This is a genomic window from Rosettibacter primus (genome assembly GCF_036860675.1).
Taxonomy (GTDB): domain Bacteria; phylum Bacteroidota; class Ignavibacteria; order Ignavibacteriales; family Melioribacteraceae; genus Rosettibacter; species Rosettibacter primus.
This window is the reverse complement of the sequence record NZ_JAYKGK010000003.1, coordinates 226,152-241,792: the sequence shown is the minus strand read 5'-3', so window position 1 is coordinate 241,792 and position 15,641 is coordinate 226,152. Positions and strand designations below refer to the sequence as shown.

Annotated in this window: 12 protein-coding genes; 7 read left to right on the top strand and 5 right to left on the bottom strand. The window is 31.9% G+C overall.

Annotation, left to right across the window (positions count from 1 at the left end; all coding sequences use genetic code 11):
* Window positions 1-97: 97 nt before the first annotated feature.
* The gene (locus VJY32_RS05835; RefSeq protein ID WP_353676959.1) at window positions 98-538 is read left to right on the top strand and encodes a copper chaperone PCu(A)C; all 441 of its coding nucleotides are present in this window, start codon (window positions 98-100) and stop codon (window positions 536-538) included.
* On the opposite strand, the gene VJY32_RS05830 is transcribed toward VJY32_RS05835, so the two are convergent.
* On the bottom strand, window positions 535-741 hold the full coding sequence (locus tag VJY32_RS05830; RefSeq protein WP_353676958.1) for a hypothetical protein: 207 nt from the start codon (window positions 739-741) through the stop codon (window positions 535-537). The genes VJY32_RS05835 and VJY32_RS05830 overlap by 4 nt on opposite strands.
* A gap of 131 nt (window positions 742-872) precedes the next feature.
* On the opposite strand from VJY32_RS05830, the gene VJY32_RS05825 reads away from it, so the two are divergent.
* Together VJY32_RS05825 and VJY32_RS05820 are read left to right on the top strand one after the other, a co-directional pair.
* The gene (locus tag VJY32_RS05825) at window positions 873-2,936 is read left to right on the top strand and encodes an acetate--CoA ligase family protein (RefSeq protein ID WP_353676957.1); all 2,064 of its coding nucleotides are present in this window, start codon (window positions 873-875) and stop codon (window positions 2,934-2,936) included.
* 86 nt (window positions 2,937-3,022) lie between these two features.
* Window positions 3,023-4,258: a DNA polymerase Y family protein gene (locus VJY32_RS05820; RefSeq protein ID WP_353676956.1), complete on the top strand. Its 1,236-nt coding sequence runs from the start codon at window positions 3,023-3,025 to the stop codon at window positions 4,256-4,258.
* Between the two features lie 32 nt (window positions 4,259-4,290).
* Here VJY32_RS05820 and clpB read toward each other — a convergent pair whose 3' ends face one another.
* On the bottom strand, window positions 4,291-6,909 hold the full coding sequence (gene clpB / locus VJY32_RS05815) for an ATP-dependent chaperone ClpB (RefSeq protein WP_353676955.1): 2,619 nt from the start codon (window positions 6,907-6,909) through the stop codon (window positions 4,291-4,293).
* A gap of 184 nt (window positions 6,910-7,093) precedes the next feature.
* On the opposite strand from clpB, the gene mnmE reads away from it, so the two are divergent.
* The 4 genes from mnmE to VJY32_RS05795 all read left to right on the top strand — a co-directional run bounded on the left by mnmE (window position 7,094) and on the right by VJY32_RS05795 (window position 12,353).
* A complete protein-coding gene (gene mnmE / locus VJY32_RS05810) occupies window positions 7,094-8,461 on the top strand; it encodes a tRNA uridine-5-carboxymethylaminomethyl(34) synthesis GTPase MnmE (RefSeq protein ID WP_353676954.1) in 1,368 nt (455 codons plus the stop codon).
* 75 nt (window positions 8,462-8,536) lie between these two features.
* Window positions 8,537-10,411 (top strand): tRNA uridine-5-carboxymethylaminomethyl(34) synthesis enzyme MnmG, encoded by a 1,875-nt coding sequence (gene mnmG / locus VJY32_RS05805; protein ID WP_353676953.1) that lies wholly within the window; start codon window positions 8,537-8,539, stop codon window positions 10,409-10,411.
* Window positions 10,412-10,463: 52 nt separating this feature from the next.
* Window positions 10,464-11,108, top strand: a complete 645-nt coding sequence (rsmG, locus tag VJY32_RS05800) for a 16S rRNA (guanine(527)-N(7))-methyltransferase RsmG (protein ID WP_353676952.1) — start codon at window positions 10,464-10,466, stop codon at window positions 11,106-11,108.
* Between the two features lie 129 nt (window positions 11,109-11,237).
* Complete coding sequence (locus VJY32_RS05795; protein WP_353676951.1) at window positions 11,238-12,353, top strand: SIR2 family protein; 1,116 nt, start codon at window positions 11,238-11,240, stop codon at window positions 12,351-12,353.
* Between the two features lie 3 nt (window positions 12,354-12,356).
* Here the strand turns inward: VJY32_RS05795 and thrC are convergent, their stop codons facing one another.
* Genes thrC through asd form a run of 3 tightly spaced genes read right to left on the bottom strand, consistent with a single transcriptional unit; the run spans window position 12,357 to window position 15,630 of the window.
* Window positions 12,357-13,658, bottom strand: a complete 1,302-nt coding sequence (gene thrC / locus VJY32_RS05790; RefSeq protein ID WP_353676950.1) for a threonine synthase — start codon at window positions 13,656-13,658, stop codon at window positions 12,357-12,359.
* Complete coding sequence (locus tag VJY32_RS05785) at window positions 13,655-14,590, bottom strand: homoserine kinase (protein WP_353676949.1); 936 nt, start codon at window positions 14,588-14,590, stop codon at window positions 13,655-13,657. The genes thrC and VJY32_RS05785 overlap by 4 nt, the downstream gene beginning before the upstream one ends.
* A complete protein-coding gene (gene asd / locus VJY32_RS05780) occupies window positions 14,587-15,630 on the bottom strand; it encodes an aspartate-semialdehyde dehydrogenase (protein WP_353676948.1) in 1,044 nt (347 codons plus the stop codon). Before asd ends, VJY32_RS05785 begins: the two co-directional genes overlap by 4 nt.
* Window positions 15,631-15,641 lie beyond the last annotated feature (11 nt).

Genomic DNA, 15,641 nt, shown 5'->3' with positions numbered 1-15,641 from the left:
ATTTATTTACCAAAATATAAAAACAATAATTTTTTATCACTCGTTTATTGTTGTTTTAATAATATATATCTTTACATAAAATATTCAGAGGATAATTATGAAACATATAAGATTATTTTTATTAGGTATCTCAATTATTCTGACAAACAGCAATTACTCACAAACTATTAATATAAAAGATGCCTGGGCACGAGTTTCTGCAAAAGGCAGTAACTCTGCTGTGTATTTTAAAATTACAAATAACAGTGCAAAAAATGATACTTTAATTAGTGCTGAATCAAATTCTGCCGAGGTAGTAGAAATACATGAAACTTTTAATGAAAATAATAAAATGGGAATGCGTGCTGTTAAATTTGTAGAGATTCCTGCAAAATCCGAAGTTAATTTTAAACCCGGTGGACTTCATATTATGCTGATTAATTTAATTAGAAACTTGAAGAACAACGATACAATAAATCTTGTTTTAAAATTTAAACACTCAAAAGAAATTAAAATGAAAGTGCCTGTTAAAGATGCAATGAATTCAATGAAGCATTAAGAATTTTTCACATACTCGAATACATGGCCGCATACCAGACAAATCCAATCTGATTTTTGGTTTTCAATTTTTTTGTGGTCTAAAATCATTGTAGTCCTTGAGTTGCAGAATGGACAGATAGCGTTTTGAAAAATATAATTATTCTCTCTTTCATTTTTTAATTCATTTCTTTCAGATTCTTTTTCATTGTTTATGTTATTCATGATTAATTTCCTTTGAATCCGTATGCAAACTAATATTTTTTATAAAAAAATGCTTTTTATCTTCATTCCAAAAAGAATTAATTTAACAGTTGAAGAAAAGAGTTAAAGCTTATTCATAATTAAGGTGAAAGATGGAATCACTAAAAAAATTTTTCTATCCAGAATCAATTTGCATTGTTGGTGCATCGACCAAAGAAAAAAGCATTGGTTATGAATTGTTGAAGAATATTCGCGATTATGGTTATAAAGGTAAAATTTATCCCGTTAATCCTAAAGCCGATGAAATTTTATCTTACAAATGTTTTAAATCAGTTGAAGAAATTTCTGATAAAATTGATCTGGCAATTGTAGTTGTTCCTAAATATGTTGCTGAAGAATCAATAAATTCATTATTGAATAAAAATGTTAAATCAATAATTCTTGTAACAGCAGGCTTCAAAGAAATTGGTTTGGAAGGAGAAAAATTAGAAAAACGAATTTTGGATTTAATCAAGAATTCAGGGGCGAGATTAGTTGGACCAAATTGCATGGGAGTAATAAATACTCTTAATGAAGTAAAACTCAATGCAACATTTGTTGCCGAAAAACCCGAGACTGGTTCTACCGGATTTTTGTCTCAAAGCGGAGCTCTTGGAGCAGCAGTTCTTAATTCACTTAGAGAAACAGATATAAAATTTGCTCATTTCATAAGTGTTGGAAATAAAGCAGATGTTAATGAAAATGATATTTTAGAGTTCTGGCAAAAAGATGAAAACATTAAAACAATAGCTCTTTATCTCGAGAGTTTTGTTGATGGCGAGAGTTTTATAAAGAAATTTATTAAAGGTGAAATTACCAAACCAGTTATAATTCTTAAAGCAGGAAGAACTCAAAGTGGAATGAAAGCCGCAATATCTCATACAGGTGCATTGAGTACAACAGATAAAATAGTTGATTCTATTTTGAGTCAGTTTGGAATTATTCGAGCAGAGAATTTGAATGAACTTTTTAATACTGCAAAAGGATTTGAAAATTTTCCACTGCCGCAAGGTAATAAAATTGCTGTAGTAACAAATGCTGGTGGTCCGGCAATTCTTTGTGCAGATAAAATTGAAAAAGAAGGCTTGCTCTTATCTTCATTATCATATGAAACAAAAGAAAAATTAAGAAAAATTGTTCATCCCGAAGGAAGCGTAGAAAATCCAGTTGACCTCTTGCCAAATGGAGATGCACAAACTTTTAAAAATGTTATTGAAACAATTATTCAAGATGAAAATGTTGATGCTGTTATCTCTATTTTTGTTGAACCGATTATGGTTTCTGCTTTTGAAGTTATTGAAGGAATAAATTCTATTGAAAGTAAAAAACCAATATTTCAAGTAGCAATGCCTTTGCCAGAGTTCTGGCAGTATTACCGGAATAATTCAAAATATAAATTGCCAGTTTTTAGAAATCCTGAAGACCCTCCAGAAGTTATTTCGAATATGCTTTTTTATTTAAAGAGAAGAGTGAACACAAAAAGCTATGAGTTGATTTCTTCAATAGAAAAAAAAGATTTTGCCTTTTTATCGAATAAAATTTTAAATCAATTAGAGCTGAAAAAACTTCTTTCTGCCTATGACATTCCATTGGTTCAAAGTAACATTTGTTTGCCGGATGATTTAGAAAACACAGAAGAACATTTTTATCCTCTTGTTCTAAAAGGACTTTGCAAAAATTTAATTCATAAAACAGAAGCAAAAGCAGTGATATTGAATATTAAAAATAAAGAAGAACTTTTGACAGCTGCTAAAAATATTCAAAACAATTTAGAACAAAATGGATATCAGATTGAACAATTTTTAATTCAAAAGTATATTAAACCAGTTCATGAAATTTTAATTGGAGGTTATAGAGATGTTTCTTTTGGACCAATGATAATGTTTGGACTTGGCGGGAAATATGTTGAGGTTTTTGATGATGTGGCAATCAAATCATGTTATTTAAGTGAAGAGGATGTTGACGAAATAATTGCATCAACAAAAATTGGGAAAATACTTAAAGGTGTTCGCAATGAACAATTCAACAATTTGGCTGAATTGAAAAAAATTATTAAGTCCTGTGCTAAAATGATGATTGAAAATCCTGTGATAACAGAATTTGATATAAATCCTCTAATAATTGATGAAGAAAATAATTTTCATGTTGTTGATGTAAGAATAAGAACAAACAAGTAAATTTTTTAAATGAATGAAAATGAATCTCTTTTACATTTCAAAATATGGAAATAGTAGTTATTATTTAGTCAAAAAATTTTCAGACTATGCCGCTTAGAAATTTATTCATTGATTTCAATTCATTTTTTGCTTCGTGTGAGCAGCAGCAGTTTCCTCATTTGAGAGGAAAGCCAGTTGCAGTTGTTCCAGTTAAAGCAGATACAACTTGCTGCATAGCTGCAAGTTACGAAGCAAAAAAATATGGAATTAAAACAGGAACCCTTGTTGCAGATGCGAAAAAAGTGTGTCCGGATTTAATTATTGTTCAGGCGCGTCATCGAGTTTATATCGAATATCATCATAAGCTTGTTCAAGCAGTAGAGATGTGTATTCCTGTCGATAGTATTTTTTCAATTGATGAAATGTCCTGCACTTTAGTAGGCAAACAACAGATTCGGGAAAATGCAATTGAACTTGCAAAGAAAATTAAAAAAACTATTTATAATCAGGTGGGTGAATGTTTGAGATGTTCTATTGGAATTGCACCAAATCAATATCTTGCAAAGACTGCTACAGACATGCAGAAACCAGATGGTCTAGTTGTAATTGAAGAAAAAGATTTACCACAAATTTTATATTCATTAAAATTAAGTGACCTTGTTGGAATTGGAAGAAGGATGGAACCGCGCTTAAAAAAATTTGGAATAGATACGGTAGAAAAACTTTGCAATGCAAGCAAGTCTATGCTCAAAAAAGTTTGGGGAGGAATTGAAGGGGAAAGAATGTATATGCAGTTACGAGGAGAAATTGTAAAAAGACCCCCAACACATAGAACAACAGTTGGCCATTCACATGTCATGCCTCCAGAATTTCGTTCAAAAGAAGGTGCTTATTCAGTTTTACATCGGCTTTTGCAGAAAGCTGCAATGAGATTAAGATATATGGGATTTGTTTGTGCAACAATGTCAATAAAAGTAAAATTTATTAATGGTAAAAAATGGCGTAATGAAATTTCATTCAATCATACGCAAAATACTTTAATGCTGATAAAAGCTTTTGAAGAAATGTGGAAATTTTATCCCTCAACAAAAGAAAAACCATTGGCTGTTGCAGTTACATTATATAATTTAATGCCTGAAAATCAATATACACTTTCACTTTTTGAAGATGATGAAAAATTTCAATCTCTTAATAGTGCAATTGATTTGTTAAATAAAAAATATGGGCATGATGCTGCATATTTTGCCGGCTCACATTTCGCAATAAATTCAGCTCCAATGAGAATAGCATTTACACAAATTCCTAATCTTGAAATTGAAGAGGATGATATTGAAGAGATATAAAAGACGCCACTAAATGTGACGTCTTTTTTATATTATTTTTTTTCGAAGACTAATTTGCCTGCACCTGGGTAACGAACAACAACAGTATCTCCTGGTTCATACTTGTTCATTAATAGTTCTGTAGCCAGTGGATTGATAAGATATTTCTGAATTGTTCGTTTTAAAGGACGAGCACCGTAAGTTACATCATAACCATGTTCCATTAGAAAATCTTTTACATCTTCTTCAACTTCGAGAGCCAAGCCTTTTTCAGCAAGCATATTGCCAACTTTTTGTAATTGTATATCTATAATTTGTTTAATTTCATGTTTCAACAATGGTTTGAATAGAACAATTTCGTCAATACGATTTAAGAACTCGGGTCTAATTGTCTGACGCAGCAATTCGGTCAATGCAATTCTTAATTCTCCCATTACATATTCGAAATTATTTTCATCTATTACACTTAGTTTTTCTTGAATTAAATGAGAACCAAGGTTGGAAGTCATTATTATAATTGTGTTTTTAAAGTCAACAGTTCTGCCTTTATTATCAGTTAATCTGCCATCATCCAGAACTTGAAGCAGTATGTTAAATACATCTGGATGAGCTTTTTCGATTTCATCGAGCAAAACAACAGAGTAAGGTCTGCGGCGAACAGCTTCGGTCAACTGTCCCCCCTCTTCATAACCAACATAGCCTGGAGGAGCACCAATCAATCTAGAAACAGAAAACTTTTCCATATATTCACTCATATCAATCCTTACCATTGCATGTTCATCATTGAATAAAAATTCGGCCAATGCACGTGCAAGTTCTGTTTTGCCAACTCCTGTAGTTCCTATGAATATAAAAGAACCAATTGGGCGATTTGTATCCTGAAGTCCGGCACGAGACCTTCTGATTGCATTAGCAACGGCTGCAACAGCATCGTTTTGTCCAACCACTCTTTTGTGAAGTTCTTCTTCGAGACGCAATAATTTTGTTCTTTCGCTTTCGAGCATTCTGCTTACAGGTATTCCAGTCCATTTTGCAACGACTTCTGCAACATCTTCAGCATCTACTTCTTCTTTTAACATCTTATTATTTTTTTGAATTTCAGCAAGTTCTTTAGTTTCTTTCTTAAGTTTTCTTTCAAGTTCATTAATTACACCGTAACGGAGTTCTGCAACTTTACCAAGATCGCCTTCTCGTTCGTATCTGTCTGCTTCAGCTTTAGCTTTTTCAATTTCACTTTTCATTGAACGAATCTTTTGAATCTTTTCTTTTTCGAGCAGCCAGTGACTTCTTAGTCTGTTTCTTTCTTCTTCGAGTTCACTTAACTCTTTTTGTAATTCTTCAAGACGTGTTGCCGAATCAGAATCTTTTTCTCGCTTTAATGCTTCTCGTTCTATTTCAAGTTGTTTTACTTTTCTTTCAATTGCATCAAGTTCTTCGGGCATAGAATCAATTTCAATTCTTAATTTTGATGCAGCTTCGTCTATCAGGTCAATTGCTTTATCGGGCAAGAATCTATCTGTTATATATCGATTAGAAAGTTGAACTGCTGCAACAATAGCACCGTCCGTAATTCGAACGCCATGATGAACTTCGTATCTTTCTTTCAATCCGCGCAAAATGGAAATTGAGTCTTCTTCACTTGGTTCTGCCACATAAACAGGTTGAAATCTTCTTTCGAGTGCTGCATCTTTTTCGATATACTTACGATATTCATCAAGTGTTGTTGCTCCAATGGCATGAAGTTCACCGCGAGCAAGAGCGGGCTTCAAAATATTTGCAGCATCCATTGAACCTTCTGCCCTGCCAGCACCAACAAGTAGATGAAGTTCATCAATAAATAAAATTATTTCACCATCAGATTCCTGAACTTCTTTTACAACTGCTTTTACTCTTTCTTCAAACTGTCCACGATATTGAGTTCCTGCAACAAGAGCTCCCATATCGAGAGCTACAATTCTTTTTGTTTTCAATGTTTCTGGGACATCACCAGCAACAATTCTGTGAGCAATTCCCTCAGCAATTGCAGTTTTGCCTACACCGGGTTCACCAATCAAAACAGGATTATTTTTGGTTCTTCTTGAAAGAACCTGAAGCACTCTTCGAATTTCTTCGTCTCTTCCGATTACAGGGTCAAGCTTATTAGAACGAGCAAGTTCATTTAAATCACGTCCATATTTTCTTAATGCTTGATATGTATCTTCAGGATTTTGTGAGGTTACTCTTTGCGTACCACGAATATCTTTTAAAGCGGCAAGCAAAACATTTTTATTAATGCCATTGTCTCTCAATAATTTTCCTGCTACGCCATCATCTTCGCTCATTGCAAGTAAAATATGTTCCGTCGAAACATATTCGTCTTTTAGAGCTTTAGCTTCTTCAAAAGCTTTATCAAATAATCTTGCTGTACTCATCGAAAGCTGCTGATTTCCAAGTCCTGAACCTGTTACTTTAGGAAGTCTTTCGAGGAGTTCACCAACTTTAATTTTCATTGAATTAATGTTTCCGCCGGCTTTTTGTATTGTAGAAACAGCAACACCGTTTGCATCCTGAAGCAGAGCTGCAAGAATATGTTCAGGTTCAACAATTTGATTGTTGTAGTTCTGTGCAATTTCAACAGCCTCTTGAATTGTTTCCTGAGCCTTTACTGTAAACTTGTTAAAATTAAATGCCATAACTTTTCACCTATTTTTTTCGCTCATACAAAATTAATTTAATAAAGTTTCATAATAAATAAAAAAATACTAATCAAAATATTACTAACTCGTAAAATAATAAATCTTATTACCTATTCTTTTCATTTACCTTGTTACTGCTTTTCTTTTATTTTAATTTTGCATTTCAATTTGAAAGATTTTTATGTCACAAATATTATCACAAAACGAAGATACAATAGTAGCACTTGCTACACCGCCCGGTATTGGTGCAATATCTGTTATAAGAGTTAGCGGTCCGGAAACATTTATTAAGGTTGATAAAGTATTCCAAGGCAAAAAGAAAATAGCAGATAGTCCTACACATACAATTCATTATGGTAAAATAATTGATTTGAACAATGAAATAATTGATGATGTTTTAATATCTGTATTTAGAGCACCCAATTCATATACGGGGGAAGATTCTGTAGAAATAAGTACTCATGGAAGTCAATTGATTGTTGAAAAAATTATTTCGTTGCTGGTTGAACAAAATATAAGATTAGCAGAGCCGGGCGAATTTACAAAGCGAGCTTTTCTAAATGGTAAATTAGATCTTGCACAAGCAGAGGCTGTTGCAGATGTTATTAATTCAAGAACTGAAGCATCACTTCGTGGTGCAAGAAATCAGCTTGATGGAATTCTTTCTAAAAAAGTTGATTCTTTGAGAGAAAAATTAATTAATACTTCATCATTAATTGAATTAGAACTTGATTTTGCTGAAGAAGATATAGAATTATTACCTGTGGATGAAATTTTGAAAAATATAAATGAAATTGAAAGTGAAATTGAAAATTTATTGAGCACTTTTTCGTTTGGAAGAGTAATCCGTGATGGAGTTAATGTTGCATTAGTTGGGAAACCAAATGTAGGAAAATCTTCTTTATTGAATTATTTATTGAAAGAAGCACGAGCTATAGTAAGCGAAATTCCGGGAACTACAAGAGATGTAATCAGAGAAGAATTAACAATTGATGGGATATTATTTAGACTTCACGATACTGCAGGCATTAGAATGACCGAAGATATAATAGAAAAAGAAGGGGTTTTAAGAAGCAGAAATGTAGTTAAAGAAGCAGATATTGTTTTATTTTTGAACGATATAGAAACAGGTTTTGATGAGGGACTTTTCCAAGAAATTTTGTCATTAAACAAAGAGGATAAAATATTAAAGGTGGTTAATAAAATAGATTTGAAAAAGATTAATGACAATCGATATGATGTTGGTATTTCAGCTAAAACAGGGGAAGGAATAGAAGATTTATTTCAAAAATTGAAAGAAAAAGCTATTGGAACAAATATTTATACTGAAAAAACTGCAATAGTATCAAATATCAGACATTATAATGCACTCAAAAAGGCAAAAGAGCATCTAATTAATGCAAAAATTTCTATTTCAGAGAAATTAACAGGTGAATTTATAGCTGTTGATTTAAGAAATGCAGAAAATTCATTAAGTGAAATTATAGGAAAAGTTACAACAGACGACATTTTAAATAATATATTTTCAAAATTTTGTATAGGCAAATAAAAAGTTTCACGTGAAACTTAAAAGAACTACGGAATTAAGTTAAAAATTTTTTCACGTGAAACAGAAAGGATGAAAATGAAAGAATACGATGTAATTGTGGTGGGTGGAGGACATGCAGGCATAGAGGCGGCAACCGCACCAGCAAGAATGGGTTGCTCTGTAGCTATGATTACAATGGATAAAAATGCAATGGGAAGAATGTCCTGTAATCCAGCAGTTGGTGGAAGTGCTAAAGGTCATCTCGTTCATGAAATTGATGCACTCGGCGGTATGATAGGATTAATTGCAGATAGGTCTGGTATTCAGTTTAGAACTTTGAATAAATCAAAAGGTCCTGCAGTATGGGCAGGAAGAAGTCAAAACGATAGAAAACTTTATTCCGTGGAAGCATTAAAAATTGTTCTTTCTGTGCCTAACCTTGAAATTATTGAAGATTCTGTAACTGAAGTTATTGTAGAAAATAAAAAAATTGCTGGCATCAAAACTCAAAAAGGTCAGGAGATAAAATGTAAGGCACTCATTATTTCTACCGGCACTTTTTTGAATGGATTAATGCATACTGGATTAAGAACTTTTCAAGGTGGAAGATATGGTGAACCACCTGCAATAGGCTTAACAGAATCTCTTGTTAAATTGGGTTTCGAAGCAGGCAGATTAAAAACAGGAACACCACCAAGATTGAAAAAGAATACGATTAATTGGGATATTCTTGAAGAACAAAAAGGGGATAATCCACCTCAACCATTTTCTTTAAGAACTCCCAAAGAAGAATTTCCATATTTACCTCAGTTAAGTTGCTATATAACTTATACTGATAAAACAGTTCATAAAATTTTAGAAAAAGGATTTGATAGGTCGCCATTATTTACTGGAAAAATTAAAGGAAGAGGCCCACGTTATTGTCCATCAATTGAAGATAAAATTTATCGATTTTCAGACAAAGAAAGACATCAGCTTTTCCTTGAACCAGAAGGATTGGATTCTGATTTGATTTATATTAATGGATTTTCAACATCTCTTCCTGAAGATATTCAGTTCGAAGCATTAAGAAAAATTAAAGGTCTAGAAAATGTCGAAATGGTTCGTCCAGGTTATGCAGTTGAGTATGATTTCTTTCCTCCACATCAAGTAGATTTAACTCTTGAAACTAAGCTTGTAGATGGACTTTATTTTGCAGGACAAATTAATGGTACATCTGGTTATGAAGAAGCAGCAGCTCAGGGAATTGTAGCCGGTATTAATGCAGCCTTAAAAATTCAAAAACGACCAGAGTTCGTTCTTAAAAGAAGCGAAGCTTATATTGGAGTTTTAATTGATGACCTCGTTGATAAATCAACAGATGAACCATATAGAATGTTCACATCTCGAGCAGAACATAGATTGGTTCTAAGACAAGATAATGCTGACAGAAGATTGATGAAATATGGATATGAATTTGGCTTAATACCTAAAGAACTTTATAATGAACTAAAAGAAAGAGAAGCATTAATTTCAAAATCAAAAGAAATTCTTAGTAAAACAAAACTTCTGCCTTCAGAAATTAATCCTTATTTAATTCAATTAAATACCACTCCAATTGATAATGCAGAATCTGTTAATAAACTTGTTAAAAGACCAGAAGTCAATCTAAAAGATTTGCTTGAAGTAATTAAAAATAGGGATGGGTTATATGAAAACTTAATCAAAGATTTGAAAGCTTTAGAGCAAGTTGAAATTGAATTTAAGTATGAAGGATATATTCAAAGACAGATGGAATTAATTGAAAAGATGGAAAAATTAGAGAATGTTTTAATTCCATTAAATTTTGACTATTCTAATTTGAAAGCCATATCATCTGAAAGCCGAGAAAAATTAAGTAAAGTTAAACCAAGGTCAATTGGACAGGCATCCAGAATTTCTGGTGTAACGCCTTCAGATATTTCGGTTTTATTAGTATATTTGAAAAGTTAATTTTGAGGTTTTTTCTTTGAATTCATACGAGCAATATCTTCGTGAGTTGAAAATGCTCTTCTGGGAAAACAATATAAATCCAGATGAGTATCAACTCGAACGTCTTGCAAATTTTGCCGTTCTTGTAGCTCAGAAAAATTCTAAAGTTAATTTGATTTCCCGCAAAGATATTCAAAAGATAATTGAGAATCATGTATTCATATCATCTTATGTTTCAGAATTTCTTCCTCAAAAGATTAATAATTTTTTAGATGTTGGAACTGGAGGCGGTTTCCCAGGTATTCCTCTTGCAATAACCCGTCCACAATTTAAAGGTGTTCTTGTTGATTCAACTGCTAAGAAAATTGATGCAGTGAAAGAATTCATTTGCAAACTTAAATTGAATAATTTAACTGCAGAAAATTTTAGAGTTGAAAGTGAAGAATTCAGGCAAAAATATTCTCAATCTTTTGACCTTGTGATTAGTCGTGCTACTGTTCCTTTAATTATTCTTTTTAGTTATGCATTGCCTTTACTTAAAGAAAAATCTTTTATTGCATCTATTAAAGGCGGAGATTTGAATGATGAATTTACTGCAGCGGAGTTAAAGTATAAAGCTTATATCAAGAAATCTACAATCTTTGAACTTGCCTATAAGCCAACTAATTCAAGAAATGAAAAAGGAAAAAAGCTAATACTTTTTGAAATAAATAAATAATTCTTTTCTCTTTAATTTTTGTTAATAAAAAAATTCCTTTTTTATAGTATTTCATTTTTATTATCCACATTTTAGTTAATTGGTAGAATTTAAGATGATACAGGGTTATGTTGATTTTAAGATTAACTTATGAATAAAATTGAAAAGTTTATTAAATATCCTCAACGTCGTGATTTGATTTTTGTACTTGGTGCCGGAGCCTCGCATCCAGATGGAGTTCCTCTTCAAAGAGATATACTACCTCAGATTTTATCTGATGAAAATGAAGAAATAAAAAATTCTGCAATTGGGAAAATTGTAATCGAATTTATTAAAGATAACTTCGAATTTAATAAAGAATTAAATCTGTATCCTCGGCTCGAAGCTGTATTTGGTTTTATTGATTATTTTATTCAGCACAATGAAAGCCTAAACTCAAAATATACAAATTCACTTTTAAGAGATATTAAGGAATATTTGATAAAGCTTGTTCATTACATAGTTAATTTGAATACTGATAAAAATAGTCACTATTATCATCTTTTCTGGAAAATACTTGCGGAGAATGTTCCTAATTCATCAATTATTACATTAAATTATGATACATTGCTTGAGCAGTCTTTTGATTTTTTATTTAAACAAAATTATTTCCTTGATTATTGCATTCAATTAATGAATTATGAAAAAATTCCTCAATTAAGAAATTATAATTTCTGGATTAATCCTCGTGAACCAGTTTTAGTTGACGAAAATGTATCTCCAATTCCAATAAAAATTATAAAACTTCACGGCAGTTTGAATTGGAAATATTGCAATTGCTGCAATTTGACTTTGCTTACTCCATGGGATAGAAAAATTGATTTAAACAGAGGAAAATTTCTTGGCTACACTTATCCAGATAAAGAAGAATATGAATTTAAATGTCCAATAGATGAAACAGAGTTTGAAACATTAATAATGCCACCATCTTATTTAAAGACTTTGCATCATCCAGTCATTTCTCAATTGCTTGTTGAAGCATCGCGTGAGATTCGTTCGACAAGAAAGATAATTTTTATTGGGTATTCAATGTCGGAAGCTGATTTACATATAATTGCATTATTTAAAAAGCATATTCAACCAGGGACAGAAGTAATAGTAATTAATCCCAAAAAGAAAGAATCACTCGAGCTCAGTTACAAATCAATATCAAAAGAAGCAAAATTTATAAATGCATCTTTTGAAGAATTGCTAAATAATAATTTATTGAAGGAAATAATTAGTTAAATATTATCTGTTTTTCATCAAATACTCTTTCAAATCATCATACTGTGAACTTAATTCTACTGTTCTTTTTTCTTTATTCAAGCAGACTGCTAATCTTTCCGGGATTTCAACTTCTATTTTTAATTCTTCTTCAATTACATCCTTGAATTTTGCTGGATGAGCTGTCTCTAAAACAACACCATTAAATTGTTGATCAAATTTTATGTAATCTCTCAATGCCAGATATCCAACTGAACCATGCGGGTCGATTATATATTTGTAATTTTCATAAACTTCTTTAATTCCTTTTCGAGTTTGAATATCGTCATAAGATTCTGTATGAATGTCATTTCGCATTTCTTTCAAAATGTTTGAATAAATTTCTATTATTCTAATTAAATTACTCGGATTCCCAACATCCATAGCATTTGAAAGTGTTTGAATTGAAGGACGAGGCTTAAATATTCCTGTTTGTAAATATTCTGCAAATACTTTATTGCTGTTTAATGCACCAATAAATTTTGATATTGGTAATCCAATTTTTTTTGCAATTAATCCAGCAGTAAGATTTCCTAAGTTTCCTGAAGGAACAGAGAAAATTGAATGAAGTTTTTTATTATGAATTTGTTTGTAAGCTTCAAAATAATAGAATGCCTGAGGAAGCAATCGTGCAATGTTAATTGAGTTTGCTGAGGTTAGATTTAACTTTTTGTTTAACTCTTTATCAACAAATGCTGTTTTGACTAATCTTTGACAGTCATCGAATGTTCCATTAATTTCTAAAGCAGTAATATTTTTATCAAGTGTTGTTAATTGTTTTTCTTGAATTAAACTTACTTTTCCTTTTGGATATAAAATAAAAACATTGATGCCCGGTGTATCATAAAAACCATGTGCAACAGCACTGCCAGTATCTCCGGAAGTTGCTACAAGAATATTTAGATTTATATTTCTCTTTGCAACAAAGTATCCCATTGTTTTTGCCATGAATCTTGCACCAAAATCTTTGAATGCAAGTGTAGGACCATGGAACAGTTCCAGCACATATAAGTTCTTTCCAATAGAGACTAATGGAGCAGGGAATGTAATTGAGTTTGATATAATTTCCTGCAGATTGCTATCTGAGATTTCGTTGGCAATAAATTTTTTAGCAATTCTGAATGCGATTTCCTGAAAGGAAAATTTTTCGAGTGAATCGATAAAATCTTTTTCCATTTTAGGAAATTCTGCTGGCATGAAAAGTCCACCATCTTCTGCCAGTCCATGCATAACAGCAGTTTCAAAGTTTACAATTAGATTTTTGTTATTTGTGCTATAATATTTCATTCTAAAACTATAGGTCCTTTTCCATTAATTTTTGAAACATATTTTTTTCCGTTCAATCCAGATTGAATTACAGCTTTAAACATAGCATCTGCAATACGTTCCGCATCTTTAGCAGATGTTGAAAAAGCAAACATAGATGGGCCTGAGCCTGTTATATTGCAATTTAATGCGCCATTATCAAGAGCAGCTTTTCTAACTCTATTGTAACAAGGAATTAATTTTGCGCGTTTTGGTTCTGCTATTAAATCAATAATTGAACGACTGATTAATTCATAATTTTTAGTCATAAGTCCAATAATTAAACCGGAAGCATTTCCAGCTTGAGCAATAGCTGTTTTCAACTTAACAGTTTTGCTCAGAATTTTTCTTGCTTCTTTAGTTTTAATTACAATGTCTGGATAAACAATACTGCAGTATAAATTTTTTGGATAATCAATTTGAATAATGTCGAGTGGGTTATAACTTCTTATCAAAACAAAACCGCCAAATAAGCATGGTGCAACATTGTCAGCATGAATGCTTCCGCTTGCAACAAATTCACCAGCCATTGCGTGAACAAGCAAATCAATTTTTGAAAGTTTTAAGTTGAGCAATTCATTAACCGCAAAAACACCTGCAACTGCACTGGCGGCACTGGAGCCAAGTCCACTTCCGATTCCCATTTTTTTATGTATTGAAACATCAAGTCCTACATTCAAATCATATTTTTCAAGAAGTGATTTTATTGCAACGGTTGTAGTGTTCTTATCTACTTCTTTTGGAAGATTCCCATTATCACCCTCAATATTTACGATTCTTAATTCATTTGAATTGTTTTTTTTAATAATTATTTCATCACCGGGTTCATGAAGAGCAAATCCCATCATATCGAAACCAGGGCCAACATTTGATACAGATGCAGGTGCAAATACTCTTATGCTTTTTGAACTCATTGGATATATCCTTTTGCTTTCATTAATTCTGCAATTAAAATTGTGCCTCCTGCAGCACCACGAATTGTATTGTGAGATAATATCACAAACTTAAAATCAAATAATGGACATTCTCGAAGTCTACCAATAGAAATTGCCATTCCTTTCTCAATATTTCTATGTATTTTAGGCTGAGGATACTTTTCTTCATAAAAATAAACAATTGGATTCTGGGGTGCAGCTGGTAAACCAAGTTCTTGTGGCAGTGACTTAAATTCTTTCCACACTTTTATTATTTCATTAATAGTTGTTTTATTTTTCAATTTTACTTGAACACATTCAGTATGACCATCAATTACAGCAACACGATTGCATTGTGCACTAATTTTAATGTCAGCAAGTTCAATTTTATTTGTATTGAACTTTCCCAGAATTTTTAATGGTTCTGTTTCCATTTTCTTTTCTTCGCCGCCAATAAATGGAATAACATTATCAATAATGTCCATACTTGGAAGTCCAGGATAACCAGCTCCAGATACAGCCTGCATTGTAACCACATTTACAGCTTCAATCCCAAAATTATCCTGAAGCGGCTTTAATGCTAATGCCAAACCAATTGTAGAACAATTTGGATTAGTAACAATTCCACCCTTATATTTTTGTGATTTTAATAACTCAAGATGTTCGGGATTTACTTCTGGAATCATTAAAGGAACATCATCATCAAATCGATGATTTCTTGCATTTGAAATTACATAATAACCTGCCTCGGCAAATGCAGTTTCAATTTCGCCGGCAACAGAAGCATCAAGACCTGAAAATACAACTTTTGCATTTAGATTAGGTTCACATTTTTTTACAGTCATGTTTGCAAATTTTTCTGGTAATGGAGTTTGCATAATCCAGTTTGTAGCCTCAGAATATTTTTTCCCTGCAGATTTTTCTGATGCTGCAAGTTCAACTACTTCGAACCACGGATGATTTGAAAGAAGTTCGAGGAATCTTTGTCCAACACTTCCGGTTGCTCCCAAAATTGCAACTGGTATTTTTTGTGTATTCATAATTTACCTCT

Excerpts from the sequence above, each read along its gene's own strand:
- VJY32_RS05835 (WP_353676959.1), top strand. The coding sequence starts at position 98 with ATGAAACATATAAGATTATTTTTATTAGGTATCTCAATTATTCTGACA.
- VJY32_RS05830 (WP_353676958.1), bottom strand. The coding sequence starts at position 741 with ATGAATAACATAAACAATGAAAAAGAATCTGAAAGAAATGAATTAAAA.
- VJY32_RS05825 (WP_353676957.1), top strand. The coding sequence starts at position 873 with ATGGAATCACTAAAAAAATTTTTCTATCCAGAATCAATTTGCATTGTT.
- VJY32_RS05820 (WP_353676956.1), top strand. The coding sequence starts at position 3,023 with ATGCCGCTTAGAAATTTATTCATTGATTTCAATTCATTTTTTGCTTCG.
- clpB (WP_353676955.1), bottom strand. The coding sequence starts at position 6,909 with ATGGCATTTAATTTTAACAAGTTTACAGTAAAGGCTCAGGAAACAATT.
- mnmE (WP_353676954.1), top strand. The coding sequence starts at position 7,094 with ATGTCACAAATATTATCACAAAACGAAGATACAATAGTAGCACTTGCT.
- mnmG (WP_353676953.1), top strand. The coding sequence starts at position 8,537 with ATGAAAGAATACGATGTAATTGTGGTGGGTGGAGGACATGCAGGCATA.
- rsmG (WP_353676952.1), top strand. The coding sequence starts at position 10,464 with ATGCTCTTCTGGGAAAACAATATAAATCCAGATGAGTATCAACTCGAA.
- VJY32_RS05795 (WP_353676951.1), top strand. The coding sequence starts at position 11,238 with ATGAATAAAATTGAAAAGTTTATTAAATATCCTCAACGTCGTGATTTG.
- thrC (WP_353676950.1), bottom strand. The coding sequence starts at position 13,658 with ATGAAATATTATAGCACAAATAACAAAAATCTAATTGTAAACTTTGAA.
- VJY32_RS05785 (WP_353676949.1), bottom strand. The coding sequence starts at position 14,590 with ATGAGTTCAAAAAGCATAAGAGTATTTGCACCTGCATCTGTATCAAAT.
- asd (WP_353676948.1), bottom strand. The coding sequence starts at position 15,630 with ATGAATACACAAAAAATACCAGTTGCAATTTTGGGAGCAACCGGAAGT.